The organism is Psychroflexus salarius (assembly GCF_900129035.1).
Classification (GTDB): domain Bacteria; phylum Bacteroidota; class Bacteroidia; order Flavobacteriales; family Flavobacteriaceae; genus Psychroflexus; species Psychroflexus salarius.
Genome location: NZ_FQTW01000001.1, coordinates 233,214 through 259,539 on the forward strand (window position 1 = coordinate 233,214; position 26,326 = coordinate 259,539).

General features: G+C 34.2%; 29 protein-coding genes and 1 other RNA gene. 22 read left to right on the top strand and 8 right to left on the bottom strand.

The genetic code is table 11. From position 1 onward, the window contains the following. Positions 1–4: 4 nt before the first annotated feature. The 3 genes from BUB82_RS11745 to BUB82_RS01025 form a co-directional block, all read right to left on the bottom strand. Positions 5–160 carry a hypothetical protein gene (locus BUB82_RS11745; RefSeq protein WP_159432016.1) on the bottom strand — a complete coding sequence of 52 codons (156 nt, stop codon included), beginning with the start codon at positions 158–160 and terminating at the stop codon, positions 5–7. Positions 161–537: 377 nt separating this feature from the next. Further along, complete coding sequence (gene prmC, locus BUB82_RS01020) at positions 538–1,392, bottom strand: peptide chain release factor N(5)-glutamine methyltransferase (protein ID WP_073190792.1); 855 nt, start codon at positions 1,390–1,392, stop codon at positions 538–540. 2 nt (positions 1,393–1,394) lie between these two features. After that, positions 1,395–1,883 carry a GNAT family N-acetyltransferase gene (locus BUB82_RS01025; RefSeq protein WP_073190795.1) on the bottom strand — a complete coding sequence of 163 codons (489 nt, stop codon included), beginning with the start codon at positions 1,881–1,883 and terminating at the stop codon, positions 1,395–1,397. Positions 1,884–1,908: 25 nt separating this feature from the next. On the opposite strand from BUB82_RS01025, the gene ribD reads away from it, so the two are divergent. The 4 genes from ribD to BUB82_RS01045 are packed head-to-tail and all read left to right on the top strand — an operon-like array spanning position 1,909 to position 5,048. Further along, entirely contained in the window at positions 1,909–2,955 is a 1,047-nt protein-coding gene (gene ribD, locus BUB82_RS01030) for a bifunctional diaminohydroxyphosphoribosylaminopyrimidine deaminase/5-amino-6-(5-phosphoribosylamino)uracil reductase RibD (RefSeq protein ID WP_073190798.1), read from the top strand. Further along, positions 2,945–3,556 carry an HAD-IA family hydrolase gene (locus BUB82_RS01035; protein ID WP_073190801.1) on the top strand — a complete coding sequence of 204 codons (612 nt, stop codon included), beginning with the start codon at positions 2,945–2,947 and terminating at the stop codon, positions 3,554–3,556. Before ribD ends, BUB82_RS01035 begins: the two co-directional genes overlap by 11 nt. Continuing rightward, positions 3,553–4,425 (top strand): hypothetical protein, encoded by an 873-nt coding sequence (locus tag BUB82_RS01040; RefSeq protein ID WP_073190803.1) that lies wholly within the window; start codon positions 3,553–3,555, stop codon positions 4,423–4,425. Before BUB82_RS01035 ends, BUB82_RS01040 begins: the two co-directional genes overlap by 4 nt. Positions 4,426–4,430: 5 nt before the next feature. After that, the gene (locus BUB82_RS01045) at positions 4,431–5,048 is read left to right on the top strand and encodes an IMPACT family protein (protein WP_073190806.1); all 618 of its coding nucleotides are present in this window, start codon (positions 4,431–4,433) and stop codon (positions 5,046–5,048) included. 7 nt (positions 5,049–5,055) lie between these two features. Here the strand turns inward: BUB82_RS01045 and BUB82_RS01050 are convergent, their stop codons facing one another. After that, on the bottom strand, positions 5,056–5,457 hold the full coding sequence (locus tag BUB82_RS01050; RefSeq protein WP_073190807.1) for an acyl-CoA thioesterase: 402 nt from the start codon (positions 5,455–5,457) through the stop codon (positions 5,056–5,058). A 177-nt stretch (positions 5,458–5,634) separates the two neighbouring features. Between BUB82_RS01050 and dnaA the strand changes: the two genes are divergently transcribed. The 3 genes from dnaA to BUB82_RS01065 are packed head-to-tail and all read left to right on the top strand — an operon-like array spanning position 5,635 to position 8,251. After that, positions 5,635–7,065: a chromosomal replication initiator protein DnaA gene (gene dnaA / locus BUB82_RS01055; protein ID WP_073190810.1), complete on the top strand. Its 1,431-nt coding sequence runs from the start codon at positions 5,635–5,637 to the stop codon at positions 7,063–7,065. A gap of 9 nt (positions 7,066–7,074) precedes the next feature. After that, positions 7,075–7,530, top strand: a complete 456-nt coding sequence (locus BUB82_RS01060) for a low molecular weight protein-tyrosine-phosphatase (protein ID WP_073190811.1) — start codon at positions 7,075–7,077, stop codon at positions 7,528–7,530. Between the two features lies 1 nt (position 7,531). Beyond that, on the top strand, positions 7,532–8,251 hold the full coding sequence (locus BUB82_RS01065) for an SAM-dependent methyltransferase (protein WP_073190814.1): 720 nt from the start codon (positions 7,532–7,534) through the stop codon (positions 8,249–8,251). Here BUB82_RS01065 and BUB82_RS01070 read toward each other — a convergent pair. After that, positions 8,229–8,642, bottom strand: coding sequence for a rhodanese-like domain-containing protein (locus BUB82_RS01070; protein ID WP_073191839.1), 414 nt, complete (start codon positions 8,640–8,642; stop codon positions 8,229–8,231). The two genes, BUB82_RS01065 and BUB82_RS01070, sit on opposite strands and share 23 nt — an antisense overlap. An 87-nt stretch (positions 8,643–8,729) precedes the next feature. Between BUB82_RS01070 and BUB82_RS01075 the strand changes: the two genes are divergently transcribed. From BUB82_RS01075 to trpA, 10 genes are all read left to right on the top strand, one after another. Beyond that, the gene (locus BUB82_RS01075; protein WP_073190816.1) at positions 8,730–9,188 is read left to right on the top strand and encodes a MarR family winged helix-turn-helix transcriptional regulator; all 459 of its coding nucleotides are present in this window, start codon (positions 8,730–8,732) and stop codon (positions 9,186–9,188) included. Beyond that, positions 9,181–9,813 (top strand): NAD(P)H-dependent oxidoreductase, encoded by a 633-nt coding sequence (locus BUB82_RS01080; protein WP_073190818.1) that lies wholly within the window; start codon positions 9,181–9,183, stop codon positions 9,811–9,813. Before BUB82_RS01075 ends, BUB82_RS01080 begins: the two co-directional genes overlap by 8 nt. A 22-nt stretch (positions 9,814–9,835) precedes the next feature. Next, positions 9,836–10,408 (top strand): YceI family protein, encoded by a 573-nt coding sequence (locus BUB82_RS01085; protein WP_073191841.1) that lies wholly within the window; start codon positions 9,836–9,838, stop codon positions 10,406–10,408. A gap of 191 nt (positions 10,409–10,599) precedes the next feature. Beyond that, positions 10,600–11,988: an anthranilate synthase component I family protein gene (locus tag BUB82_RS01090; RefSeq protein ID WP_073190821.1), complete on the top strand. Its 1,389-nt coding sequence runs from the start codon at positions 10,600–10,602 to the stop codon at positions 11,986–11,988. Positions 11,989–11,991: 3 nt separating this feature from the next. Beyond that, entirely contained in the window at positions 11,992–12,564 is a 573-nt protein-coding gene (locus BUB82_RS01095; RefSeq protein ID WP_073190823.1) for an anthranilate synthase component II, read from the top strand. Positions 12,565–12,574: 10 nt separating this feature from the next. After that, a complete protein-coding gene (trpD, locus tag BUB82_RS01100; RefSeq protein WP_073190826.1) occupies positions 12,575–13,567 on the top strand; it encodes an anthranilate phosphoribosyltransferase in 993 nt (330 codons plus the stop codon). Beyond that, positions 13,567–14,361: an indole-3-glycerol phosphate synthase TrpC gene (gene trpC / locus BUB82_RS01105; RefSeq protein ID WP_073190829.1), complete on the top strand. Its 795-nt coding sequence runs from the start codon at positions 13,567–13,569 to the stop codon at positions 14,359–14,361. Before trpD ends, trpC begins: the two co-directional genes overlap by 1 nt. Next, the gene (locus BUB82_RS01110) at positions 14,358–15,017 is read left to right on the top strand and encodes a phosphoribosylanthranilate isomerase (RefSeq protein WP_073190832.1); all 660 of its coding nucleotides are present in this window, start codon (positions 14,358–14,360) and stop codon (positions 15,015–15,017) included. The genes trpC and BUB82_RS01110 overlap by 4 nt, the downstream gene beginning before the upstream one ends. Next, on the top strand, positions 14,998–16,197 hold the full coding sequence (gene trpB, locus BUB82_RS01115) for a tryptophan synthase subunit beta (RefSeq protein WP_073190834.1): 1,200 nt from the start codon (positions 14,998–15,000) through the stop codon (positions 16,195–16,197). Before BUB82_RS01110 ends, trpB begins: the two co-directional genes overlap by 20 nt. After that, positions 16,197–16,967: a tryptophan synthase subunit alpha gene (gene trpA, locus BUB82_RS01120; protein WP_073190837.1), complete on the top strand. Its 771-nt coding sequence runs from the start codon at positions 16,197–16,199 to the stop codon at positions 16,965–16,967. The genes trpB and trpA overlap by 1 nt, the downstream gene beginning before the upstream one ends. A gap of 82 nt (positions 16,968–17,049) precedes the next feature. Here the strand turns inward: trpA and BUB82_RS01125 are convergent, their stop codons facing one another. Next, positions 17,050–20,502, bottom strand: coding sequence for a pyruvate carboxylase (locus BUB82_RS01125; RefSeq protein ID WP_073190840.1), 3,453 nt, complete (start codon positions 20,500–20,502; stop codon positions 17,050–17,052). 242 nt (positions 20,503–20,744) lie between these two features. On the opposite strand from BUB82_RS01125, the gene ssrA reads away from it, so the two are divergent. The 3 genes from ssrA to BUB82_RS01140 all read left to right on the top strand — a co-directional run bounded on the left by ssrA (position 20,745) and on the right by BUB82_RS01140 (position 23,552). Beyond that, positions 20,745–21,146: a transfer-messenger RNA gene (gene ssrA, locus BUB82_RS01130) on the top strand. Positions 21,147–21,305: 159 nt separating this feature from the next. Beyond that, a complete protein-coding gene (locus tag BUB82_RS01135; RefSeq protein WP_073190844.1) occupies positions 21,306–22,913 on the top strand; it encodes a family 16 glycosylhydrolase in 1,608 nt (535 codons plus the stop codon). A 93-nt stretch (positions 22,914–23,006) separates the two neighbouring features. Beyond that, positions 23,007–23,552, top strand: a complete 546-nt coding sequence (locus tag BUB82_RS01140; protein WP_073190847.1) for an NUMOD4 domain-containing protein — start codon at positions 23,007–23,009, stop codon at positions 23,550–23,552. On the opposite strand, the gene BUB82_RS01145 is transcribed toward BUB82_RS01140, so the two are convergent. Together BUB82_RS01145 and BUB82_RS01150 are read right to left on the bottom strand one after the other, a co-directional pair. Then, on the bottom strand, positions 23,549–23,965 hold the full coding sequence (locus BUB82_RS01145; protein ID WP_073190850.1) for an HU family DNA-binding protein: 417 nt from the start codon (positions 23,963–23,965) through the stop codon (positions 23,549–23,551). The two genes, BUB82_RS01140 and BUB82_RS01145, sit on opposite strands and share 4 nt — an antisense overlap. A gap of 333 nt (positions 23,966–24,298) precedes the next feature. Next, positions 24,299–24,976 (bottom strand): metal-dependent hydrolase, encoded by a 678-nt coding sequence (locus BUB82_RS01150; RefSeq protein WP_073190852.1) that lies wholly within the window; start codon positions 24,974–24,976, stop codon positions 24,299–24,301. A 64-nt stretch (positions 24,977–25,040) separates the two neighbouring features. Here BUB82_RS01150 and BUB82_RS01155 point away from each other — a divergent pair, with 64 nt between their 5' ends. Both BUB82_RS01155 and BUB82_RS01160 read left to right on the top strand, forming a co-directional pair. Next, complete coding sequence (locus BUB82_RS01155; protein ID WP_073191842.1) at positions 25,041–25,808, top strand: SDR family NAD(P)-dependent oxidoreductase; 768 nt, start codon at positions 25,041–25,043, stop codon at positions 25,806–25,808. Between the two features lie 158 nt (positions 25,809–25,966). Next, positions 25,967–26,326 carry a c-type cytochrome domain-containing protein gene (locus tag BUB82_RS01160; RefSeq protein ID WP_073190855.1) on the top strand — a complete coding sequence of 120 codons (360 nt, stop codon included), beginning with the start codon at positions 25,967–25,969 and terminating at the stop codon, positions 26,324–26,326.

Here is a 26,326-nt window from a genome sequence, read left to right on the forward strand (position 1 = left end):
TAATTTATTCGTCTACTAATTTGTTAGAAACGTTGAGTGCATCTTGATATTCGATATAGTTTGATTCTAAATAATTTTTTTGGTAATTCAAGCTAGCATCTTGAGTTATGCTTTCAGATTCATCACATGAAAAAAGAAAAAAACATAATACTACTAACATAAAACTTTTATTTTTTTTCATTTTTACAATTTTTAAGATTAAATGGTCAGTTTATCATCGTAACGGATGTTATTTTCAGCGCTAAGACTGTTAAGGTCTCATGAAAAAAACTATCTTTGCATTGGTAGATTGAGATATATAATTTTCATGTCTTAATTTTTTGAGAAGCGCTTACCTGGTAGGCGCTTTCTCTTTTTTTGATTTAGAAGAACATCATAGATTTATAATTACATCTTCAAATGTAAAAAAACATTTCACACTTTTTTAGTATAAATTTTCAAAAAACAATTAAATCATGTAATATTTGATAATATCATTATTATTTAGCCTTTTCGATACGAATTAAGAAAAGCCATATCCTAACCTTAAATTAAATTTTAAGACCTATTCAGGGCTTTTAAAAAACGGAGATTTCCTCTAAAATCCTGTTTCAACTCTACTTCACTAAAACCAAAATCTTCAACCAACTGTTTGGTGTCTTCGGCTAAATATTGGTTGAGTTCAAAAAACAATCGGCAAGAAGTTTGTTTTTTGACTAGTTGTGAGATTTTTCGGTAAAACAACAAGGGATCGCTATTTGAAACAAACAAAGCTAATTCGGGTTCATGGTCTAAGACGTTGGGCTGCATTTCGGCTTGTTCTAATTCACGCACGTAAGGCGGATTAGAAACTATCACGTCAAAGTCCTGCGGAAGTTGCTCGAGCTGAAGAATATCTTGCTTAAAAAAATGAATCTTTTGTTGATGTGCTTTGGCATTTTCGGTCGCTAGTTGAAGTGCTTCGGTTGAAATATCACAAGCATATACTTCAGCTTTTGGCAAATACTTAGCTAAAGTAATTGGTATACAACCGCTACCTGTACCAATATCTAAAATCTTAATAGCTTGGTGCGTTTTCAGTTCAGCAATCATCCATTCTACTAATTCTTCTGTTTCAGGACGCGGAATTAAAACAGATGGATTCACCTTAAATCGTAGGCCATAAAATTCGGTGTAACCTAAAATATATTGAATAGGTTCTTGGTTGAGTAATCGCGAAAACTTCAACTGAAATTCTTTAAGTTGCTGATCCTGAATTTCAACCGAGTTCTGCAGTTGATGGTCTAAGGCACGATAACCTAAAACCGCTTCCGCTAACCAATGGTAAAGCTGTTTAGCTTCTGCTTGGTCATAAACTTCTGTAAGTTGACTTAAGCAATCCTCGCGGTATTTTCGTAAATGAAGTTGAGCCATTTTTACAAAGTTTTAAGCATCCAAACATCACAAGAATGATGACCTGTGTTGCCCATTCGGTGGTCAATATACTTGAATCCAGTTCGTTGATAGAGTTTTTGCGCTGCCTTCATCCAAGGTAAAGTTTCAATATAGCATTGGGTATAGCCTTGTTCTCTGGCAAAGTCTAAACAATACTGCATCATTTTGGTGCCTAAACCGCGACCACGAACTTTAGGATGAAAATACATTTTTTGTAATTCACAAATGTCTTGAGATTCGCCTTCAAGCTGAGCAATACCAGCACAACCTAAAATTTCATTACCTTCAAGTAACACAAAATAATTGGCGCGTTTTTGACTTTGATAATGTTCGTAAAGTGTGTCTAAAATAGGATCGGCATAAGCGGTGCCTGTTTTAGGCGCATTTTGCTCTTCGAGAACAAAACGAATTAAGGCTGCAACTGGTCTATTATCTTGAGCTTGAATTGGTCGGATTTCAATCGATTTCATCAAAATTAAATTCTATTTTTGTGGCGTGAAGATACATGAAAAATACATGGCGCGTTGCATTGAATTGGCAAAAAAAGGCTTAGGCAACACCTATCCTAACCCACTTGTGGGCGCTGTGATTGTTTACAAAGACCAAATTATTGGTGAAGATTATCACCACAAAGCTGGTGAAGCGCATGCTGAAGTCAACGCAATTAATGCGGTTAAAGATCAAGAGCTACTTAAAAAATCGACCATTTATGTAAGTTTAGAGCCTTGCAGTCACTACGGTAAAACGCCACCATGTGCTAACTTAATTATAGATAAAGGAATACCAAATGTGGTGATTGGCCATGTAGATCCATTTGCTGAAGTGGCTGGACGCGGAATTAAGAAGTTATTTGAAGCTGGATGCCATGTTCGTGTGGGCGTTTTAGAAAATGAATGCGCTAATCTTAATAAACGTTTTTTTTGTTTTCATCAAAAACAGCGGCCTTACATTATTTTAAAATGGGCACAAACCGCTGATGGATTTATAGCGCCTGGTTATCAAAACAATGGCGAAATTTTTTGGATTTCAAATGCTTATGCCAAGCAAATGGTTCATCAATGGCGAACGCAAGAAGCGGCCATTTTAGTTGGTACTGCTACGGCTTTAAAAGACAATCCTCAACTTTCAGCGAGACATTGGCATGGCAAACAACCAACGCGATTAGTGATTAATCGAGATTTACAATTACCTGAAACGCTTCAAATATTTGACCAATCTCAACCGACTTTTATATTTCACGACATAAGTTTAAATAAAGTATCACAAAAAAATTTAAGCTACATTCCAATCGATTTTTCTAAAAATGTCATCAATCAAATTTTGAAACAACTTTATCAAGAAAATCTACAATCGGTGATTATTGAAGGTGGCCAAAATACCTTACAACATTTTATAGATGAAAATTTATGGGATGAAGCCCGCATTTTTGAAAGTCAATCTAAGCTGAAAAGTGGCATTAAATCGCCAAAATTTAAAACTGAACCTTCTAAAACACTAAAAATTTTAGATAACCAACTGAAATACCACTACAATGAAGATTAAACACTTGATATTTGATTTTGGTGATGTTTTTTTAACCCTTAATAAATCGGCCACCAATAAACATTTAAGTCGGTTTGGTTTAACAGAATTTACACCTGAAATGCTGCAACAAAATGAAGCTTATGAACAGGGTTTAATTTCTACTAAGGACTTTATAAACTTTTACACTTCAACCGTAGACGGATTAACAGCTGATGAGTTTATTCAAGCTTGGAATTCAATATTAATCGATTTTCCTGAACATCGTTTGCGGTTTATTCAGCGGTTAGCTCAACAAGCAAAATTCGATTTAATGTTATTAAGCAATACAAATGAGTTGCATATTAGTTGGGTTAAAAAACATATTGATTGTTTTGAAAGTTTTAAAAGCTGCTTTAGTCAATTTTATTTATCACATGAAATTAAACTTAGAAAGCCAAATCCAGAAATATTTGAATTTGTCATAAATCAAAACAAGTTTAAGGCAAATCATTGTTTGTTTGTAGATGACACTAAGGAACATACCTTAGGCGCTCAAAGTCTTGGAATTAACACCTGGCATTTACAAGCTGGACAAGAAAATGTCACGGATTTATTCACTAAAAAAGCTCATTTATTTTGATTTCATTAGCGCTAAGTATTTTGTCGTCAAGCCTTATTTATGTGGTCTTTAAACTTTTAGGTAAATTTGAAGTTTATCGCTTGCATGCCTTGATTTTCAATTATCTCACAGCCTTTTTACTTGGCTTGAGTATGCAATCTAATTTGAGCTTGTCAAGCTTTAGTGAAGTTTATGCGCAAGATTGGTTTTTCGGCGCCATTTTTTTAGGAATTTTGTTCATTACCATTTTTAATTTTATGGTCATCACCACACAAAAAAGTGGATTATCAGTGGTTTCAGTTGCTAGTAAAATGAGCTTAGCAATTCCTGTTATATTTGTGATTATCGCTTATGATGAAGCGCTTAATTTAGGTAAATTAACGGGTATAATTTTGGCTTTAGTCTCTGTGTTTTTAGTTTCTATAAAATCTAAATCACTAAAAATTGACTACCGCAATTTAATTTTCCCACTTATTGTTTTTGTTGGCAGTGGTATTATTGAAAGTAGCATAAAGTTTTTTGAAAACGACTATGTCGCGAAGTCTGATGTTGCCATTTTTTCTGCAAGTATTTTTCTTTTTGCGTTTATTTCAGGATTGATAATGCTTTTTTCAAATCGCATTCATCGCCAACAAAAGTTATTACCTAAAGCCGTTTTAGGCGGGATTTGTTTAGGGATTCCCAATTATTTTTCAATTTACTTTTTTATCAAAGCACTTGGATATGAAGAATTAAGCGATTCAGGTATATTTATAATCAATAATGTAAGCATTGTTTTACTCTCGACAATCATAGGCATTTTGGCATTTCGTGAGCGATTAATTGTCAAAAACTGGATCGGAATTGCCACAGCAATAGTAAGTTTGGTGCTCATTAGTTTGTTTAATTAAATTTTATGACTGAAGATACTTACAAAACTATTTTAAAACCAGGACAAGAAACCTTATACAAGGTTAAAGGAAGTAAGTTTTTTGGTTACGCGTTTCCAGTTGAAACAGAAGAAGATGTGCAACAAGCTATAGAACAGCTCAAGAAAAAGCACCACAAAGCAAGGCATTTCTGTTATGCCTGGCAGCTAGGTAAACATTATGAGCATTACAGAGCCAATGACGATGGCGAACCATCAAATTCAGCTGGGATGCCTATTTATGGTCAGTTACAAAACTTTAATCTTACCAACATTTTGGTGGTGTCTGTCCGTTACTTTGGTGGAACAAAATTAGGTGTTGGCGGTTTAATCTCTGCTTACAAAACTTCAGCACAACTTGCTATTGAAGCAAGCGAAATAAAAGTTAAACGCATTACTAAAGTGTTTTATGTCAATTGTGAATACGATATGATGGATGTAGCCATTCGTTTGGCAAATGATTTAAACGCTGAAATAATTCATCAAAATTTAGAACTCGACTGCAATTATACCATCGAAGTTCGTTTAGATGATTATGATCGTGTTTTTGAAAATTTTAAATCAACTTATGGGCTTCACGTTAGAGAGAAAAAAGAAAAAAAATAATGACGTTTTACGCTGCAATTAAGTCTAAAATAGACTGAGGACAACGCATCGGTTTTCTAGATTCAGCATTCATAAAAACATGAGTTGTAGAACCTGATGAACTCACAATTTCATCATTGATTTTAATATCATATAAAAATTTCATTTTAACATTTGGCAGTGATTCTAAATAACACTTAACATAGATGGTATCACCAAAATAAAGTGGTTTTTTAAAGTTAACATTTAAATTAACTAAAGGCAGCATAACACCTTCTTTTTCGAGCTCATGATAGTGCATACCTGCATTACGAAGCCATTCTACTCTAGCCTGCTCAAAATAAATAGCATAATTTGAATGATGAACGATACCCATTTGATCGGTTTCAGCGTAGCGAATTTCTATTGTTGTTTGACTAGGTTTTAACATATTTTAAAAAGAATATTAACGCAATAAAGTGTGATTATTAGCAATTTCTAATCTATGAAAATAAAACTTAAAATTCAATACAAATTTCATTTTTTTATTAACTAATTTGTTCACATATTTGTCATCTCGTTTGAGAGTTTTATAACAAAATAATCAACTACAACAGTATAAACAATTATGCCGAAAACCGCTGGTTCAGTATGGAAAAATTGCCTTGATTTTATACAAGACAATATCTCTAATCAAGCTTACAAAACTTGGTTTGAACCAATAGAGGCTGTAAAACTAGCTGACAATTCTTTAAGTATAAGTGTACCATCAAAGTTTTTTTATGAATGGCTTGAAGAACACTATGTCGATTTATTAAAATCGGCGCTAACCAAAGAGATTGGTCGTGGTGCACGTTTAATTTATGTTATTCGTATGGAAAATACGCCAGATAAACAAAAGGCGTATACCGAAAAAATACCGAGTTCTCAACGGTCTCATGTGGCTTCACAATCTGTTGAAATTGCTACTAAACAAAAAAATCCTGAGCTTAAAAATCCGTTTATTATTCCTGGAATTCGTAATCTTAAAATAGATTCACAGCTTAATTCTAATTACGGATTTGAAAGTTTTGTTGAAGGTGACTCTAACAGACTAGCACGTTCTGCTAGCATGGCGGTTGCCAATAAACCTGGTGGCACCTCGTTTAATCCGTTATTAATTTTTGGCGGCGTTGGTTTAGGGAAAACACATTTAGCGCATGCCGTTGGTTTAGAAGTTAAAGAAAAATATCCTGATAAAACTGTCTTATATATTTCTGCTGAAAAATTCACGCAACAACATATAGAATCTGTTCGAAAAAATAATAGAAACGACTTTATTCATTTTTACCAGATTATTGATGTATTGATTGTTGATGATATCCAGTTATTATCTGGGAAAAAAGGAACGCAAGATGTGTTTTTTCATATTTTTAATCATTTACATCAAAATGGGAAACAAGTTATTTTAACCAGTGACAAGGCGCCTGTTGACATGCAAGAGATTGAGCAACGTCTACTGTCACGATTTAAATGGGGACTTTCAGCAGAGTTACTTCAACCTGACCTTGAAACCCGTTTATCTATTATTCAAAATAAATTATATCGTGATGGTGTTGATATGCCTGAAGACGTTATTAATTATTTAGCTGAAAATATTCAAAGTAATATCCGAGAGTTAGAAGGTGCTTTAATTTCATTGATTGCACATTCTTCGTTTAGCCGTTCAGATGTCAGCATTGAATTAGCTGAGCAAGTGGTTAAAAACTATGTAAAGAAGTCTAAAAAGCAAATATCTATAGATCATATACAAAAAGTTGTAAGCGACTATTTTCAACTTGATGTAGAAATACTGCAATCTAAAACAAGAAAGCGTAATATTGTACAAGCTAGACAGTTAGCCATGTTTTTTTCTAAGAAAATGACGAATAATTCTTTGACTGCCATAGGAAAACAAATTGGAAAACGTGACCATGCAACAGTATTACATGCTTGCAAAACAGTTGATAATTTACAGTTAACCAACAAGCAGTTTAAACGTTTTGTTGAAGATATTGATAAAAAACTGAAACAATCATAATTAAAAAATATGGCCACTAAAGTTTTAATGGTCTGCTTAGGAAACATTTGTCGTTCACCTTTAGCTGAAGGTATTTTGAAGTCAAAAGTCGATTCTAAGCATGTAAAAGTAGACTCTGCAGGAACATCAGCATATCATCAAGGCGAATTGCCTGACCAACGCTCAATAGATATAGCAAATTTAAATTCTATTGATATCACCGATCAACGAAGTCGCCCGTTTTTAAAATCAGATTTTGAAGAATTTGACTATATCTATGTCATGGATGCCTCAAACTACAAAAATGTTTGTGAGCTCACAGACAAGCCAGAATACCTTAAGAAAGTAAAAATGATTATGAATGCGCGTTTTGAAGGCTTAGATGTTGAGGTTCCTGATCCTTACCACGATAGCATTAATGGTTTTAAAAATGTTTATGAAATGCTTGATGAGGCTTGTACGGTAATTGCCAATAAACTTAATTGATATGAACGAACCACAGCAACTTGGGCAACTCTACTTAATTCCTAACCGTCTTGGTGAACAACCACCATTAGAAGTTATGCCACTTTCTGTAAAAAAAATTATAGAAAAGGTAGACCACTATATCGTTGAAAACGAAAAAGTGGCGCGCCAATTCATCAAGAAAATGGTTTCAAGTAAATCTCAAGATAAACTTGTTATTAATACTCTAAATAAATATACTTCTGAACTTGAAATTCCTTCTTATTTAAATGCATGTCAAGAAGGTTATGATATCGGTTTGATATCTGACGCTGGCTGCCCAGGCGTTGCAGATCCTGGCGCTGAAATTGTAGAATTAGCACATCAAAAAGGGATAAAAGTTGTACCTCTCGTAGGACCTTCATCTATATTATTAAGCCTTATGGCTAGTGGGCTGAGCGGTCAAAGTTTTACCTTTCACGGCTATTTGCCTATCGATAAAAACGAAAAGAAGCGCATTTTAAAAAAATTAGAGGCTAAAAGTAGGCAAGACAATCAAACACAATTGTTTATTGAAACACCTTATCGAAATAATCAACTCATCGAGGATATTTTAAAAACTTTACATCCTCAGACACGTTTATGTATTGCTGTAAATCTTACAACTAATGATGAGTATATTAAAACCAAAAGCATTGAAGAATGGAAGACTGAACATCTTGATTTCCACAAACAACCAGCTATTTTTTTGTTTCAGGCTTAATTAATGAATCAATAGAAATACCTGAATGCTTCCATTTAGACAAACCACCTTTAAGATCGAATATTTTAACAAAACCCGAATCTTTTAAAATCTCTACACACTTTTTACTTAAGCCACCTGTTTTACAATAAACGGCCACAGGCTTAGATTTATCTAGTTTCATAATTTTCTCAGAAAACTCTGCATCATAAACTAAATTTTGTGCGCCTTCTAGGTGTAAATCTTGAAAAGCTTCAACTGATCGAACATCGATTAATTGAACATCTTCAAGTTGGTCTAATCGCTGATATTCGTCAGGCGTAATAAGCTGTACATCAGTGCTTTTTTGACATGAGGATACTAAGATAAACCCAATCAAAAATATAGTCGACGTGAAACGTATTTTTTTCATACTACAATAATATAAATTTTTAACATAACTTTTAAATAGATGAATTAGAAATCCACTTAAATTTGTACCAACAAATATTGTATTTACATGGATGTTGAAAATCATATCAAAAGTAATCAAACTTTAAAGCTTCATAAGAAGGCTTTAATAAATTTATTGATTACATCTCAATATGTAAATGACCGTATTAATGCCATCCTTAAGACCTTTGGTTTAACAACACCTCAATTTAATGTATTACGTATTTTAAAAGGTCAAAAAGGTCAGCCTGCTAACCTATCTACAATTCAAGACCGCATGATTAGTAAAATGAGTAACACAACGAGAATTGTAGATAAGTTAATCGAAAAAGAATTAGTCTCTAGACAAATATGCAAAGACAATCGACGAAAAATTGAAATTTTTATTACTGATAACGGTCATCAACTTTTAGATCAAGTGAATCCGCACTTTGAAAAAGAAGAACGCTTAATGACATCGCAACTAAACGAAAATGAGCTAAAAGAATTTTATAATCACTTAAATAAAATCAGAATAAATGAATAAATTGATAGAAGATTTAAATTGGCGTTACGCCACCAAATCTTTTGATTCTAGTAAATCAATTGATGATGAAACATTAAATACTTTAAAAGAAGCTGTTAGGTTGACTGCCTCTTCTTATGGTCTTCAACCTTATGAAGTTTTCATTATACAGGATAAAGATTTACGTCAAAAACTAAAATCAGCTTCATTTAATCAATCACAGATTACCGATTCAGATTATCTTGTCGTTTTTGCGGTTAATACGGTAATTGATGAAGCTTATCTTGATCGATACATCAAAAATATTGCAGAAACCCGCGAAATAGATGTTGAAGATTTGAGTGGTATGCGTAATGCTATTGCTGGTACAGTGCTTCAATTTCCTCAAGACCAAAAATTAAATTGGGCAAAACAACAAGCCTATATTGGTTTGGGTAACTTATTAGCTAGTGCTGCAAGATTACGTGTAGACGCTTGCCCAATGGAAGGTTTTGATAATAAACAATATGATGAGATTTTAAACTTAGAAGCTAAAAATTTAACTTCAGCAGTAATCGCAACTATTGGTTATCGTTCTGAAGACGATTCGCTACAAAATGCTAAAAAAGTGCGAAAATCAAACGAAGAATTTTTTAATCACTTATAATTGTAAACAAAAACAAATAACTATGAAAACAATGTTTAAAGGCTTATCAGCCATCGTAATGCTAATCGCTTTAGTAAGTTTTACTAATGCAATTGAAAAGAAAAAAATTAATGTCGAAGACAGTAAAATTGAATGGGTCGGAGAAAAATTAACTGGTTCTCACATGGGAACTATTAACTTGAAAGAAGGTCACTTTGTTATGGAAGGTGGTGAGTTGACTGGAGGCGAATTTATCGCTGACATGAATACTATTAATGTAACTGACTTATCAGGTGATGGCAAGAAAAAATTAGAAGGACATTTAAACTCAGATGATTTTTTTGGTGTAAACCAATATCCTACTGCTAAATTTGTAATTAACAATGTAGCTAAAAAAGGTAAAGGCTCTTACGGAATTTCAGGTACCATGACCATTAAAGGAACTTCAAATCCTATTGCTTTCGATTTAAAAATGGATGGTGAGCAAGCCTACACTGAAATTGTTATTGACCGTACAAAATATGACATTAAATATGGTTCAGGTAGCTTTTTCGACAATCTAGGTGACAAAACGATCTATGATGAGTTTACCTTAAAAATTAATTTAAAATATTAATTTGTTTAATTGCTTAGTTTAAACAACAGTTATATATTTGCTGAACAATGAAAAATATTATACTAAATAATTGGTGGTGGTTAAATTTACGTCAAGCGTCGTGAACCACATTCCCATTGTTTAAACTATATAACTAAAACAAAAAGGCTTGTCTCACGACAAGCCTTTTTTTATGCCAAAAAACAAGCTAAATGAAACTAAACACAAGTTACAAAACCATTCTTTCAGACACCATTACACCTGTAAGTGTTTACTTAAAATTACGTGATCAATTTCCAAATGCTTTGTTGCTTGAAAGCAGTGACTATCATGCCAACGATAATTCATTTTCATACATCTGTTGTAATCCTATAGCTAGTTTTAAAGTCGAAAATGAAATAATCACAACTGAAGTAAATCAACAAACCTCAACATCTGCAATTTCAAAAAAAGAAGATGTAATAACAAAGCTTCAACAATTTACTGATCAGTTTTCAGTTGAAGACCAAGATTTTAACTTCATCACTAATGGCTTATTTGGTTATACAGCTTACGATGCGGTACGCTATTTTGAAGATGTGGACATCAAGAAAAGAGAAGATAATTTTAGCATTCCTGATGTTTACTATGCTGTTTATCAAACCGTCATTGCCATCAATCACTTCAATAACACCGCTTATATTTTTAATCATTCGGCTGATGGAACCAATTATATAAGTGAAATTGAACAAATCATTTCAGCCCAAACGCATGCAACTTTCAATTTCAATTGTGTTGGTAAGCCTAAAAGTAATCTAACGGATGATGACTATAAAAAAATGGTCAACCAAGCAAAAGCGCACTGCCAACGTGGTGATGTGTTTCAGTTGGTACTATCACGCCGATTTCAACAAGAATTTAATGGAGACGAATTTAATGTCTATCGTGCGTTACGAAGTGTAAATCCAAGTCCTTATTTATTTTATTTCGACTATGGCGATTTTAAAATTTTTGGTAGTTCACCAGAAGCTCAATTAGTTGTGCAAAATAATAAAGCTGAAATTCACCCAATCGCAGGAACATTTAAACGAACTGGAAACGATCAAAATGATGCCGATTCAGCTCTAAAATTAAGTAAAGATCCTAAAGAAAATGCTGAACATGTGATGTTAGTTGACTTGGCAAGAAATGACTTAAGTAGAAATGGAAGTAATGTTAAGGTAGAAACCTATAAAGAAATTCAATATTTTTCACATGTTATACATTTAGTGAGCAAAGTTACAGCACAGCTCAAAGCCAATAGTTCAAGCTTACAAGTTACTGCCGATACATTTCCCGCAGGAACTCTGTCTGGTGCTCCTAAGCCTAAAGCGCTTGAACTCATTGAAGCCTACGAAAATCTAAACCGAAATGCCTATGGCGGTGCTATTGGTGTTATCGATTTCAAAGGAAATTACAATCATGCCATAATCATTCGGTCGTTTTTGAGCAGAAACCACGAGCTATTTTATCAAGCTGGCGCTGGTATTGTAGCCGATTCAACTCCAGAAAACGAATTGCAAGAAGTTTACAATAAACTCGGCGCGTTAAACAAAGCCTTAAAATTAGCTGAAACCCTATAAACTATGAAAAAAAAACGCATTTTAGTCATCGATAATTACGACTCTTTCGTTTATAACCTAGTGCATTATTTAGAAGAATATGATGTAAAAGTTGATACTTTTAGAAACGACCAAATTGAATTAACCCAAATAGATTCTTACGATAAAATCTTGTTATCACCTGGGCCAGGAATTCCAGATGAAGCTGGAAAACTAAAAGAAATTATTAAAACCTATGCTGAAACTAAACCAATGCTTGGTGTTTGTTTGGGTTTGCAAGCCATAGTTGAAGTTTTTGGTGGTAAACTTCAAAATCTCGAACAAGTTTTTCATGGTATTGCAACACCTGCAAAATTAGTAGCTGAAGACAAACGATTATTTGAAGGTATCTCACAAGAGTTTGAAATTGGGCGCTATCATTCATGGGTTTCAATTCCTCAGGTTCCTGAATGTTTAGAGGTAACAGCGGTAGATCATCAAAATCATATCATGGCTATTAAACACAAAACCTTACCAATTAGTGCAGTGCAGTTTCATCCAGAATCAGTTTTAACACCAAAAGGCAAGCAAATGATTAAAAACTGGGTTAATTCTTAAACAAATATTTATGAAATCAATCTTAAATCGACTTATAAGGCACGAAACTATTACAAAGCAGGAAGCAAAAGCAGCCTTGATGCAAATTTCAAATCATGAGGTAAATGAAGCTCAAATCGCTGCTTTTCTGACTGTTTTTATGATGCGTAATATCACTATCGATGAGCTTGACGGCTTTCGAGAAGCTTTAATAGAGTTATGTATTCCTGTCAATTTAAAATCTTATAATCCAATCGATTTGTGTGGCACTGGCGGCGATGGTAAAAACACTTTTAATATTTCTACAAGTGCTTCATTTTTAACAGCTGCTTGTGGCGTCAATGTAGCTAAACACGGTAATTACGGTGTATCTTCAGTAAGTGGCAGCTCAAATGTTTTAGAAGCTGTTGGTATAAAATTCACTAATAATGCTGAACATCTTGAGCGTCAAATTAATAAAACAGGCATTTGTATTCTTCATGCACCATTATTTCATCCTGCTATGAAAGCCGTTGCGCCTATTCGTAAGTCATTAGCGGTCAAAACCTTTTTTAATATGCTTGGCCCTATGGTAAATCCCGTGCAACCTCAACATCAATTAGTTGGTGTTTTCAATCTTGAACTAATGCGGCTTTACGCTTATTTATATCAAAAAACCGATAAAAAGTATAGTATTTTACATGACTTAAATGGCTATGATGAAGTTTCGCTCACTGGCAAAACAAGACATATCAGCCGTAATGAAGACCATAATTTAACACCAGACGATTTTAATTGCTCGACCATTAAGGCCGATGAAATATATGGCGGTAAAAGTATTTCAGAATCAGCTGAAATCTTTACATCAATTTTAAGAGGAAAAGGCACCAAAGCACAACATCAAGTCGTCGCGGCAAATGCAGCGCTAGCCATTAGCTTGGTTAAAAACATAAGTCGTGAACAAGCGTTTGAACTCGCCTATGAAAACTTGCTCCAGGGCAAAGCTTATGAAGTTTTATTACAACTAAAATCACTTTCTAACTAATGGATATTTTAACTAAAATAGTACATCATAAACGTGCAGAAATCGAAGCTAAAGCACAACTAATTAGCTTATCTGATTTAAAAAAACTCAAGCTTTACAAACGTGATCCTGTCAGTTTGAGTCAACTGCTCAAGACAAATGAGTATCTGCCAATTATAGCTGAATTTAAACGTCGATCACCTAGCAAGTCGCTTATCAACCAGTCGATGAGTGTTAATGACGTGGCAAATGCCTATCAAAACTCAAAATTTGCAGGCATGTCAGTTTTAACTGATCAGCATTTTTTCGGTGGTAGTTTAGAGGATTTACTTCAAGCAAGAACAGCATTTAATCAGGCCATTTTACGAAAAGATTTTACTGTTACTAGCTATCAAATTCATGAAGCAAAAGCCTTTGGGGCTGATGTAATTCTACTGATCGCTGCTGTTTTAGATCTAAAGCATTTAAAAGAATTTACTCAAATTGCCCAAGATTTAGGGCTTGAGGTATTAGTTGAAGTCCACTCACAAGATGATTTAGATAAAGCCTTACAAGTTAACGCAGAACTTATTGGGATTAATAATCGAAATTTAAAAACATTTGAAGTTGACCTTGAACACAGCTTAAAGCTTGCTGCACAATTACCAAAACATCAAATTAGAATTTCTGAAAGCGGAATCTCAAAACCTGAAACCATTAATAGTTTGAAAACTAAAGGCTTTAACGGATTTTTAATTGGAGAGCAATTTATGAAAGCTCAACCTCAGGATTTCGAACCTCAACTCAATCAATTCATTAAAGAAATTAAATTATGAACACGCATTTAATCACAAAAGTTTGTGGGCTCAACCAAGCTGAAAACATGCTTGATGTTGACAAACTCGGTGTTAATTATATCGGACTCATATTCTATCCGAAATCACCTCGGTTTGTAACACCAAAAAGCTTAACACCAACAAAGGCAAAAAAAGTTGGTGTGTTTGTAAACACAGACATTAATGAAATTTTAAATCAAATCAAATCTTATAATTTAAGTGCTGTACAATTACATGGTCAAGAATCGGTTGAATTTATAAAAGAATTACGCGAAACTATTTTAAACGACCCTGAACTTAGTTTTATAGAAATATGGAAAGCCATTGCCATTAAAAATAAATCAGATTTTGAACAGTGCTCAGCCTACGAACATGATGTAGATAAATTTGTTTTTGATACTAAAGCAAAAGTTTTAGGCGGAAGCGGCCTCAAGTTCGATTGGGCTAACTTAGAGGCTTACAATTTATCAACTAATTTTCTGCTTTCGGGAGGAATTTCAGCTGAAGACGCCGTTAAAATTAGTCAAATTCAGCATTCTAAATTAATCGGTGTCGATTTAAATTCAAAATTTGAACTTCAACCTGGATTAAAAGACATCAAACGTTTATCAATATTCACCTCACAACTCAAAACCTATGAAAACTCCATTGTATAAAGAACCCAATTCACTAGGATTTTACGGAAATTTTGGTGGCGCATTTATTCCTGAAATGTTATACCCAAATGTTCAAGAATTAAATGAAGCTTATACCACAATTTTAGCTAGTAACGACTTTAAAAAAGACTTTAATAAGTTGTTGCGCGATTATGTTGGTAGACCAACACCGCTTTATTTTGCAGAACGCTTAAGCGAACGCTACCAAACTAAAATCTATCTCAAACGAGAAGACTTATGCCACACAGGCGCTCACAAAATAAATAATACCGTTGGGCAAATTTTAATGGCCAAGCGCTTAGGCAAAAAACGAATTATAGCCGAAACTGGAGCTGGGCAACATGGCGTAGCTACGGCCACTGTTTGTGCCTTAATGGGTATAGAATGTGTGGTTTATATGGGCGCTGTAGATATTAAACGACAAGCCCCAAATGTGTCTCGAATGAAAATGCTAGGCGCAACTGTTAAACCTGCAACATCAGGAAGTCAAACACTAAAAGATGCTACAAACGAAGCGATAAGAGATTGGATTAATAATCCAACAGACACGCATTACATTATTGGCTCAGTAGTTGGGCCTCATCCCTATCCAGATTTAGTCGCCAAATTACAAGCAGTGATTTCTGAAGAAGTTGAACAACAATTATTTGAAAAAGAAGGGACAAAAGTTCCGGATCATGTCATAGCTTGTGTTGGCGGTGGTAGTAATGCCGCTGGTATTTATTATCAGTTTTTAAATAATCCTGAAGTAAACATTATTGCCGTTGAAGCTGAAGGAAAAGGCATTTTAACTGGTGAAAGCGCCGCCACAACTCGACTAGGAAGATCAGGAATCATACATGGCAGTAAAACATTGTTAATGCAAAATAAAGATGGGCAAATTACTGAACCTTACTCAATTTCAGCGGGCTTAGACTATCCAGGCATTGGTCCGATGCATGCTAACTTGTTTGAAAGCAAACGGGCTGAATTTATAAGCGTTACCGATGAAGATGCCATGAAAGCTGGGCTAGAGTTAAGCCAAACTGAAGGCATTATTCCCGCGATTGAAACCGCACATGCTTTTGCTATTTTTAAAGAACGCCAATTTAATCATGATGAAATTTTGGTATTTAACTGTTCTGGACGTGGCGATAAAGATTTACAAACCTATACTGACTACTTTAAACTTATTGACTAATGCAAAATAGAATACATCAACGCTTACAACAACCTGAAAAAATAGTCTCTATTTATTTTACAGCAGGTTATCCTAAACGTGACGACACCTTAGAAGTTATTCAAGAATTGGTTAACAATGGTGTTGATATGATTGAAGTTGGCTTACCATACAGTGATCCCTTAGCCGATGGACCAACGATTCAACAGAGTTCTACACAAGCTTTAAAAAATGGAATGAGCTCTCAACTTTTGTTTGAGCAATTAAAAGATTTAAGGCAAATCACATCAGTTCCTGTTATTGTAATGGGTTATTTTAATGCGATGTTGCAATATGGTGTTAAAGCCTTTTGTGAATCTTGCGAAAAATGTGGCATTGACGGCATAATAATGCCTGACTTGCCAATAGATATCTATCAAGCTGAATACCAAAGTATTTTTGAACAACATCAACTCAGTTTTATTAGTCTAATTACACCACAAACTTCTGATGAACGTATTAAACAGCTTGATGAAGCTAGTAATAGCTTTATCTACATGGTAAGTTCAGCCAGTACTACAGGAAGTCAGGCAGGTTTCGGTCAAACTGAACTTGATTATTTTAAACGTATTCACGACATGAGACTTAAAAATAAACTTATTGTTGGATTTGGAATTAAAGACCAAACAAGTTTTGACCAAGCCGCTCAATACACAAGTGGCTGCATTATTGGCAGTGCTTACATTAAACATATCACTGAGCATGGTTTAAGGCAAACCAAGCCGTTTATAAAGTCACTCAAAGAACAATAGTTTAGTTAGCTATTGATGTTGATTGTAAAAGCCTCTAGTTTTTTAAAAACATAGAGGCTTTTTGTTAATAATAATATCTTGCTTAACTTAGTTCCAGGACTAAATCATCGGCATATACCATTTTACCCACATCAATTAAAACAGCATCTACTTGTCCATTAATATTAGCAGTTACCGTTGTTTCCATTTTCATGGCTTCGATAATAAATAAAGGCTGATTTTTCTTCACTTGATCGCCTTTCTTAACCAAAACCTGACTTAAAGAACCTTGTAAAGGTGCGCCGATTTGATGATGATCAGACTTATCAACTTTTTGATGCACAACTGTTTCAACGGCAATACTTTCATCCTTTACTAAAATGTTTCTTGTTTGTCCATTGACTTTAAAAAAGACCGTCACTAAACCTTCGGCATCAGCTTCACTGATAGAAAGCAAAGTGATTAGTAATGTTTTACCACGATCTAATTCAACGACAATTTCTTCTCCTAAATCCATGCCATAGAAGAAATTCTTTGTTGGTAGGTTAGTCACATTTCCATACTTTAAATGCGCATCATAAGCATCTGTAAATACCTTTGGATATAGTTTGTAGGATAAGAAATCAGTAAAATCAAGCTCTCGATCTAAATCAGTCGAAAATTCAGATTTAAACTCGGTAAACTCTTTATCAAAGTCAATTGGTTGTAAGTGCGCGTTTGGTCGATCAGTATAAGGCTTTTCACCTTTTAATATAATATCTTGTATATCTTTGGGGAAACCGCCAACTGGCTGACCCAAATCACCTTTAAAGAAACTCACTACTGACTGTGGAAACGAAATTGTTTCGCCTTTTTCAAGTATATCAGCAATAGTATAGTTGTTACTAACCATAAACTGCGCCATGTCTCCTACTACTTTAGAACTTGGCGTCACTTTAATAATATCGCCAAATAATTGATTGACTTGGGCGTACATATCGGTAATTTCATGAAAACGATCAGCTAAGCCTAAAGATTCTGCTTGTGGTTTTAAATTAGAATATTGTCCACCAGGAATTTCATGCTTATATACTTCTCCACTACCCGACTTTAAACCCGATTCAAATGGGTAATAATAAGTACGAACTTGTTCCCAGTAAATAGAATAATCATTTAATTGTTCAGCATCAAAATAATTGGCACGTTTGTGATGTTTTAATACATTATTAACCGAGTTGAAGTTAGGCTGAGAGGTTAAACCTGAGAGACCTCCTAAAGCAACATCAATTACATCTACACCTGCATCAACCGCATTGAGATAAGTTGAAGCTTGCATAGATGATGTATCGTGCGTGTGTAAGTGAATTGGAATTGAAACTTCAGACTTTAAAGCAGAAATTAATTCGGTTGCGGCTAAAGGTGTTAATAAGCCAGCCATGTCTTTAATAGCTAATATGTGTGCACCAGCATTTTCAATATCTTTTGCCAGTTGAAGATAATAGTCTAAAGTATATTTAGACCTGTTTTTATCGAGAATATCTCCTGTATAACACATCGAGGCTTCAGCTAAGCCATTGGTGTTTTTTCGGACATGCTCAATACATGGTGCAATAGATTGCATCCAGTTTTGAGAGTCAAAAATCCTGAAAATATCAACTCCATTTTCCCAAGCTTCAGCGACAAATCGTTCAATTAAGTTATCAGGGTATGCGGTATAACCAACAGCGTTAGAACCTCGCAATAACATTTGCAACAAAATGTTAGGCATTGTTTTTCTAATTTGTCTTAAACGATCCCAAGGATTTTCTTTTAAAAACCGCATGCAGACATCAAAAGTAGCGCCACCCCAAACCTCAGCACTAAATAATTGCGGAAAGCTTTTAGCATAAGCTTCGGTTACTTTAAGCATATCATAAGTTCGCATACGCGTTGCTAGTAAACTTTGGTGTGCATCCCTTAAAGTGGTGTCTGTATACTGAATTTTAGATTCGTTTTTCAGCCATTTAGCAAAGTCGTCTGGTCCTAACTCTGTTAACAAATCTTTTGTACCTTTTGCAAAACCAAGTGATTTATCAAATGAAGGTATGTCAGGTTTTAAAAATTTAGGATTACTGATGCTGTTTTTAACATCAGGGTTACCGTTAACAGTAATATTGCCAAGATACTGGACTAATTTTGTAGCGCGGTTTCGAGGTTTTTTAATGTTGAATAAATGCGGATTATTTTGAATATAATTAACAGTGATTTTACCATCTCTAAAGTTATCGTCTTTAAGAAGGTTGTCTAAAAAACCCATATTGGTTTTTACGCCACGCACGCGAAATTCGGCTAAAGCACGGCGCATTTTCTTACAAGCATCATCTAATGTTCGGCTACTGGCTGAAACTTTTACTAACATAGAATCGAAAAACGGAGAGATTTTAACACCTTGATAAACACTTCCTGCATCTAAGCGAATACCAAAACCCGAAGCACTTCGGTAAGTTGAAATAATCCCGTAATCAGGTTTAAATTCGTTTTCAGGATCTTCAGTGGTAATTCTACATTGTACGGCATAGCCATAAGTAGAAACATGAGCTTGACTGCCTAAATTTATTTCAGGTGCTGAAAGTTGATAGCCAGATGCAATATAAATTTGTGTTTTAATCAAATCAACTCCTGTCACTTCTTCAGTTACCGTGTGTTCTACTTGCACACGTGGGTTAACTTCAATAAAAAAGATGTTTTCTTCAGCATCGACTAAAAACTCGACCGTACCAATATTGTTATAATTAACGGCGCTACAAATTTTAATGGCATAGTCGTATAAGGCTTGTTTGGTTGTATCACTTAAACCTAAAGATGGTGCAAACTCAATAACCTTTTGGTAACGGCGTTGTACAGAACAATCACGCTCAAATAAATGCAACATATTACCATGATTATCGGCTACAATTTGAATTTCTATATGTTTAGGGTTTTCGACATATCGTTCTAAAAACACTGTTTCGTCTCCAAAGGCATTTTTAGCCTCACGCCGCGATTCGCTATAAGCTTTTTTTAGTTGTTCTTGGTCACGAATCACACGCATGCCACGACCACCACCGCCAGAAGCGGCTTTTAACATTAATGGGTAACCTATACGATCAGCCTCATTTAAAGCAATTTCAAGAGAATTAAGTGGATCTTGATTACTTTGAATGATTGGAACTTCAGACTTTAAAGCAACGCTTTTTGCCGTGACTTTATCGCCTAATGATTGGAGCACGGAAACCTTTGGACCAATAAAAATAATGCCATGGTCTTCACAAGCTTTTGCAAACTGAGCGTTTTCAGAAAGAAATCCATAACCTGGATGTATAGCATCAACACCATTTTGTTTTGCAACCCTTATGATTTCATCTATATTGAGATAAGGTTTTAATGGGTCTTGGTCTTCGCCAATTTGGTAAGATTCGTCTGCCTTGTAGCGGTGAAGTGAATAACGATCTTCATAGGTGTAAATACCAACGGTTCGCAAACCGATTTCAGTACAAGCTCTAAAAATTCTAATGGCAATTTCTCCTCGATTAGCAACGAGGACTTTTTTGATGTTCATGGTCTAAAAGTGTTTGTTGTGTCTATTAAAAAGCTGTTAATGGCTATGAAAGTAGAGGATTTTATGTAGTTTTGCAAATTATGTAGTTAATCTGTATTGTTTATAGATAGCTAGATTTGCGTTAGGGATTGATGCGGCATCCTTTTTGTGCTTTTGTAAATGGCACAAAAAGATACAGCGGAAAGCCCGCTCGAACGCCATAATAATGTTCATTGAAATAGTATTTTACTATTCAATTACTTGGGGTCGATTTGGTTTTGACAGCAAGAACAATTGAGGAGTAAGCACGTCGAGCGCTGGGATACAGCTCGTAAATATCATATTTCACACTTTTTTAAACGGCGAGAATAACTACGCCATGGCTGCATAATCTGAATTATAGTAGGATTATCTTAGCCGCTACAAGGTAGTGGGCCATGATGTCTCGTAAAGGCCTTGATTTACGGCATTTACATATAAGGCACCGGTAAAGTAAATATAGCTTGTGTAGGGTCTTGATGCGCAAGTGAAATTTAATTGAGAATAAGGTTAATGTAGGTTGTTTTTGGCCAGCATTAACTCGACAACCTAAGTAAAAACTAAGCGTGTAGAAAACTGCTGAATTGCTTGTTTGGACGGGAGTTCGAGTCTCCCCGACTCCACTATTAAAAGCCTTTGCGAATTTATTGCAAAGGTTTTTTTGTATTTAATGCAAAAGGTTAAACTCTGATGTTTAATTAATTGATTAAACCTATAATTCACTTAAATTAAAGCTTTAACATTTATAGATATTAATTACAATTTAATCTCATTATAATTGAAGTATGAAAAATAAAATATTACAAATAATTTCAGTTTTATTTCTAAGTTATACTGTTCAAGCTCAAACTGATATTATAGAAGATTTTGAAACCACAACTCCAAACTACAATTGGGTTGGTGATGATTGTAATGTTGATACACATTTCGCTAATCCATTCATAACTTCTCAAAATAATTCGACTTTTGTTTTAAAATATAATGACGATGGCGGTGATTATGCCAATGTAAGATTTGATTATGGCGAAAACTTCGATTTATCAGGTTCACATGCGTTTAATATGATGATTTATGTGCCTTCATCGAGCCTAACAGGAAATTCACCAAACCAAATTTCATTAAAACTACAAAACGCTAACCTACCAGAACCTTGGTCTACTCAAACCGAAATTATTAAACCGATTACTCTTGATCAATGGCAAACTGTTAGCTTTAACTTTAATCAAGATAACTACATAAATCTAGACCCGAATTCACCTGCACCGCAATTAAGGACAGATTTTAATCGTGTGCTGATCCAAATTAATGGAGAAGCTAACACAGATGAAGTTACGGCTTATATTGATAATTTTACCTACACATGTACAACCACCACAACGCCAACCACGCCAATATTTGATGAATTGGTTTGGCAAGATGAGTTTAACTATTCGGGTGCTGTTGATTCTGAGAAGTGGTTTCATCAAACACTTTTACCTAACGGAAATTCATGGTTTAATGGTGAAATACAACATTACACCGATCGCCTAGAAAATGCTGAAGTCTCGAATGGCACATTAAAAATTAGAGCTAAATCTGAAGTTTTTACAGATCAAGGTGTAACAAAAACGCACACTTCAGCCCGGTTAAATTCAAAATTTGCTTTCACCTATGAGCGTGTTAAAATTAGAGCCAAACTGCCTACAGGTATTGGTACATGGCCAGCACTTTGGTTATTGGGTCAAAATATAAATGAAGATGGTGCTTACTGGGATAATCAAGGTTTTGACACAACTGCATGGCCAGCTTGTGGCGAGATTGATATAATGGAACATTGGGGCAATAATCAAGATTATGTATCAAGTGCCATTCATACACCGTCAAGTTTTGGTGGCACAGTTAACTATGGTGGCCGTATGCTTCCTAATGCTTCAAATGCTTTTCATGATTATGAAATGATTTGGACACCTGATTATATAGAATTTAGAGTTGATGGTGTAAGCCATTACACCTATGAGCCTGAAGTAAAAAACAGTAGTACCTGGCCTTTTGATGCTAACCAATACCTACTTTTAAATGTTGCCATTTTACCAAGTATTAGTCCGTCGTTTACAGAGAGCAGCTTAGAAATTGATTATGTACGTATTTACCAAAATAGCACTTTAAATCAAGCTGAAGTTAATCGACTTAATGAAGTTAGCATCTACCCTAATCCTGCTAAGCATTTAGTGAATTTAAACCGTGCTAAACAAGTTTCTAATTATATTATTTACAATCAGTTAGGTCAAGTTGTTAGTAAAGCAGCTTTAGTAAAAACACAGATTAATGTGAGTGACTTAGCAAAGGGTGCTTATAGCATAAAACTAATCGATGCTCAGCAAAACACAAGAACAATGAAGTTAGTTATTCAATAAATTATATTTCAAAATATTCGTTATCCTTTGTTATACTTTATTTAAATAATGTACTTTATATTAAAATTGCATTAATTTTGAAATAAAAAACCAATGATTCGCAATTTCCCCAACGAACAATGGAAGACAATTGTCTTTGACGATAAAATTTCTGAAACCGAGCACTATAAAATCTCTAATTTTGGGCGTATTATTAACTGTAAAAGCACAGATGAATTTTTAATGAAAGAGTCTTACATTAACGGTTACCAAAATTTACGCTTAAAACAAAAGCATAATGGCAAACAGACCAGTCGCTATGTGCATAAACTTGTTGCGCAACATTTCTTAGAACAAGGTGATGGTATTTACGTGATCCATATTGACTATGACAAAACTAACAACCACGTTGATAACCTTAAATGGGCAACTAAACGTGAAAAAGAGCTACATCAATTTAATGGTCCGAATTTTAAAGCCATGAAAGGTATAAGACGGTATTCTAAACTTACAGAAACCCGCGTTAAATTAATTAAACGTAAACTAAACGATCCCAACCGACGTACAAGAATGAAAATGATTGCCAAACAATTTGGTATTTCTGAAATGCAATTATACCGTATAAAATCTGGTGAAAATTGGGGCTCAGTAGAACCTTAACCCTCTAATTCAGCGTACTTACTCTTAGCTTTAGGGTCTATTTTAAAATCGGTTGTATTGCTTAAGTAGCGTTTAAACTCTTTAGTTGGTTGATAGTTAACCTTTACACGCCTAATATCTTTCTTTGAGCACTGCTCTGGGTTAGCATGTGCTTTTGTTTCTGTCGCTATTTTAAAACTACCTAACCAACCTAATTCTACTTTTTGACCGTTTTGAAGTTGGTATCTAACTTCAGAATTTAGGGCTGATAAACAAGCCACGACATCAGCAGGCGTTAAACTACATGCCTTGCTAATGCGAACGGCGAGTTCATCCATTGTAACAGTCGAATCATAAATTGGTTTTAGGTGGTAATGCGAAGCTTGACTAGATAAGCCTTTGCCGCGCTTAGATATGGTAAAATTGACAGCCATAATTGGTATGTTTTTAAATACTTTAGTTAAGTTTAAAACTTCTTAAGTTACAAATCTACAATTAATGTACAATAAATTTAAAATAATGTACAATAAATACATAAATTATGTACATTAAAATAATAATTGATGTACATTAAACTTATAATTAATGAGTTTATACAATAATAATTAACCTATGTATTTAAAAAGTTCTATTAAGATAAGTCTATTAAAGACTTTAAAAGCATTTAAATACAGTGAATAAGAGCTTATTCCTCAAAATTTCAAATAAATAAAAAAGCTAACATCAGATTGATGCTTAACTTAATTAAAATAAAACGATGACAGACTTTATAATGCCATATCTTCACCAATATCAAGTAAGATCAACTCTTTTTTATGCTTAGTAAATTCTTGCTTAGCTTGGTCATGGTCAATTTCTATAAAACCAAAAGTATCATAATGGCAGCCTAAAACACGGTTACATTCTACAAAATCACTCGCTACAATAGCTTGCTCAACACCCATCGTAAAATTATCACCTATGGGTAAAATGGCTAAATCAAGGTTCCAAAATTGGGGAATCAATTTCATATCCATAGTCAAAGCCGTATCACCAGCAATATAGATGCATTTATCGTCGGCCTCTAAGATAAAACCTCCAGGTTGACCACCATAACTACCGTCGGGAAAAGATGAGGTATGAATAGCATTCACATAAGTCACTTTGCCAAAATCAAAATTCCATGAACCGCCATGATTCATCGGATGCACTTTAAAGCCTTTGTTTTCATAATGCGTCGCAATTTCAAAGTTAGAAACAATTATTGCGCCAGTTCGTTTTGCAATTGCTTCAACATCTAGAATATGGTCTTGATGCGCATGCGTTACCAAAATATAATCAGCTTTTAAGTCATTAATATCTATAGCACTTGCCTTTTCATTTCCAGTTATAAATGGGTCTACAATTAAGTTAGCTTTTTCAGTTGCAATGCCAAAACTCGCATGGCCATAAAATGATAGCTTCATAGGTTTTTTGTTTTAAATTCAATTTCACTAAACATACAAAAATATGTACATTAGTCCAAAAAAAATGAATTCTAATAAAACTGCACTTATTACAGGCGCTACAAGCGGTATCGGCTTAGCGACAGCAAAGTGTTTTGCTGAACATAACTTCAACTTAGTACTTTGTGGAAGAAATACCGAGAAATTACAAGTTTTATCTACTACTCTAGCAACATCTGTACACACTTTATGTTTTGATGTTCGCGATAAAACTGAAGTATCTCGCCAACTTGAGTCACTTCCGCCTAAATTTTCAGCCATTGATGTTTTAATTAATAATGCGGGTAATGCTCACGGACTCGATTATATTCAAGATGGCAGTCTAGAAGATTGGGATGCGATGCTAGATATTAATGTGAAAGGACTGCTGTATGTTGCCCAACCGATTATTAAGAAAATGATCGCCCAAAACAGCGGTCATATTATTAATATTGGTTCTACAGCTGGCAAAGAAGTTTACCCGAAAGGTAATGTTTATTGCGCCAGTAAACATGCTGTTGATGCTTTAAATCAAGCTATGCGAATGGATTTAAATGCGCATGGCATTCGTGTTGGTGCCATTAATCCAGGTCTTGTTGAAACTAATTTTAGTCATGTGCGTTTTAAAGGAAATGAACAAAAGGCAAAACCAGTTTATGAAGGATACAAGGCTTTACAAGCCGAAGATATAGCCGATATTATATTATTTTGTGTCACTAGACCTTATCACGTTAATATTGCTGATTTAGTAGTGATGCCAACTGCTCAGGCCAGTAGTACCATTATTAATAAAACTCAAGCAGGAGATTTGTAAATTTTATTGAGTTTATATTATCAACAATATCATAATAACATAAATGACTTATCAATAAGTTTGAAAGAAGATACATCATATTGTAAATAATTGTTAATTCTAATAAAAAAGGAGTTGTAAAATCCTAATAACTATAAATTACAATAAAATTAATATTTATGATAAAAAATTATTGTTACATCTTAGTACTGATAAGTTTAGTTTTAAGTTGTTCTGAAGCTGTAATTGAAGATACTGAAGCAGAACCTGTTGTAGAAACTGTTTTTTATAATCCAGATATAAAATCTGTTGTAGATAATTTTTGCATCAGCTGCCATAACGATGTTTCTGCAAACTCTGGTCTAAATTTATCTAATTACGATTTAGTAAAAGATGCCGCTGAAAATGGCAATCTAATTTTAAGGATAAATGATGTTCAAAACCCTATGCCGCCAAGTGGGCTTTTGCCATCATCTGAAAGAGCACTTTTTGATAAATGGGTTGCAGACGGATTCCCAGAAAATGAAAACGAGGAGTAA

Coding starts and splice junctions, on each gene's coding strand:
- BUB82_RS11745 (WP_159432016.1), bottom strand. CDS start 160: ATGTTAGTAGTATTATGTTTTTTTCTTTTTTCATGTGATGAATCTGAA.
- prmC (WP_073190792.1), bottom strand. CDS start 1,392: ATGGCTCAACTTCATTTACGAAAATACCGCGAGGATTGCTTAAGTCAA.
- BUB82_RS01025 (WP_073190795.1), bottom strand. CDS start 1,883: ATGAAATCGATTGAAATCCGACCAATTCAAGCTCAAGATAATAGACCA.
- BUB82_RS01035 (WP_073190801.1), top strand. CDS start 2,945: ATGAAGATTAAACACTTGATATTTGATTTTGGTGATGTTTTTTTAACC.
- BUB82_RS01045 (WP_073190806.1), top strand. CDS start 4,431: ATGACTGAAGATACTTACAAAACTATTTTAAAACCAGGACAAGAAACC.
- BUB82_RS01050 (WP_073190807.1), bottom strand. CDS start 5,457: ATGTTAAAACCTAGTCAAACAACAATAGAAATTCGCTACGCTGAAACC.
- dnaA (WP_073190810.1), top strand. CDS start 5,635: ATGCCGAAAACCGCTGGTTCAGTATGGAAAAATTGCCTTGATTTTATA.
- BUB82_RS01060 (WP_073190811.1), top strand. CDS start 7,075: ATGGCCACTAAAGTTTTAATGGTCTGCTTAGGAAACATTTGTCGTTCA.
- BUB82_RS01065 (WP_073190814.1), top strand. CDS start 7,532: ATGAACGAACCACAGCAACTTGGGCAACTCTACTTAATTCCTAACCGT.
- BUB82_RS01070 (WP_073191839.1), bottom strand. CDS start 8,642: ATGAAAAAAATACGTTTCACGTCGACTATATTTTTGATTGGGTTTATC.
- BUB82_RS01075 (WP_073190816.1), top strand. CDS start 8,730: ATGGATGTTGAAAATCATATCAAAAGTAATCAAACTTTAAAGCTTCAT.
- BUB82_RS01080 (WP_073190818.1), top strand. CDS start 9,181: ATGAATAAATTGATAGAAGATTTAAATTGGCGTTACGCCACCAAATCT.
- BUB82_RS01085 (WP_073191841.1), top strand. CDS start 9,836: ATGAAAACAATGTTTAAAGGCTTATCAGCCATCGTAATGCTAATCGCT.
- BUB82_RS01090 (WP_073190821.1), top strand. CDS start 10,600: ATGAAACTAAACACAAGTTACAAAACCATTCTTTCAGACACCATTACA.
- BUB82_RS01095 (WP_073190823.1), top strand. CDS start 11,992: ATGAAAAAAAAACGCATTTTAGTCATCGATAATTACGACTCTTTCGTT.
- trpD (WP_073190826.1), top strand. CDS start 12,575: ATGAAATCAATCTTAAATCGACTTATAAGGCACGAAACTATTACAAAG.
- trpC (WP_073190829.1), top strand. CDS start 13,567: ATGGATATTTTAACTAAAATAGTACATCATAAACGTGCAGAAATCGAA.
- BUB82_RS01110 (WP_073190832.1), top strand. CDS start 14,358: ATGAACACGCATTTAATCACAAAAGTTTGTGGGCTCAACCAAGCTGAA.
- trpB (WP_073190834.1), top strand. CDS start 14,998: ATGAAAACTCCATTGTATAAAGAACCCAATTCACTAGGATTTTACGGA.
- trpA (WP_073190837.1), top strand. CDS start 16,197: ATGCAAAATAGAATACATCAACGCTTACAACAACCTGAAAAAATAGTC.
- BUB82_RS01125 (WP_073190840.1), bottom strand. CDS start 20,502: ATGAACATCAAAAAAGTCCTCGTTGCTAATCGAGGAGAAATTGCCATT.
- BUB82_RS01135 (WP_073190844.1), top strand. CDS start 21,306: ATGAAAAATAAAATATTACAAATAATTTCAGTTTTATTTCTAAGTTAT.
- BUB82_RS01140 (WP_073190847.1), top strand. CDS start 23,007: ATGATTCGCAATTTCCCCAACGAACAATGGAAGACAATTGTCTTTGAC.
- BUB82_RS01145 (WP_073190850.1), bottom strand. CDS start 23,965: ATGGCTGTCAATTTTACCATATCTAAGCGCGGCAAAGGCTTATCTAGT.
- BUB82_RS01150 (WP_073190852.1), bottom strand. CDS start 24,976: ATGAAGCTATCATTTTATGGCCATGCGAGTTTTGGCATTGCAACTGAA.
- BUB82_RS01155 (WP_073191842.1), top strand. CDS start 25,041: ATGAATTCTAATAAAACTGCACTTATTACAGGCGCTACAAGCGGTATC.
- BUB82_RS01160 (WP_073190855.1), top strand. CDS start 25,967: ATGATAAAAAATTATTGTTACATCTTAGTACTGATAAGTTTAGTTTTA.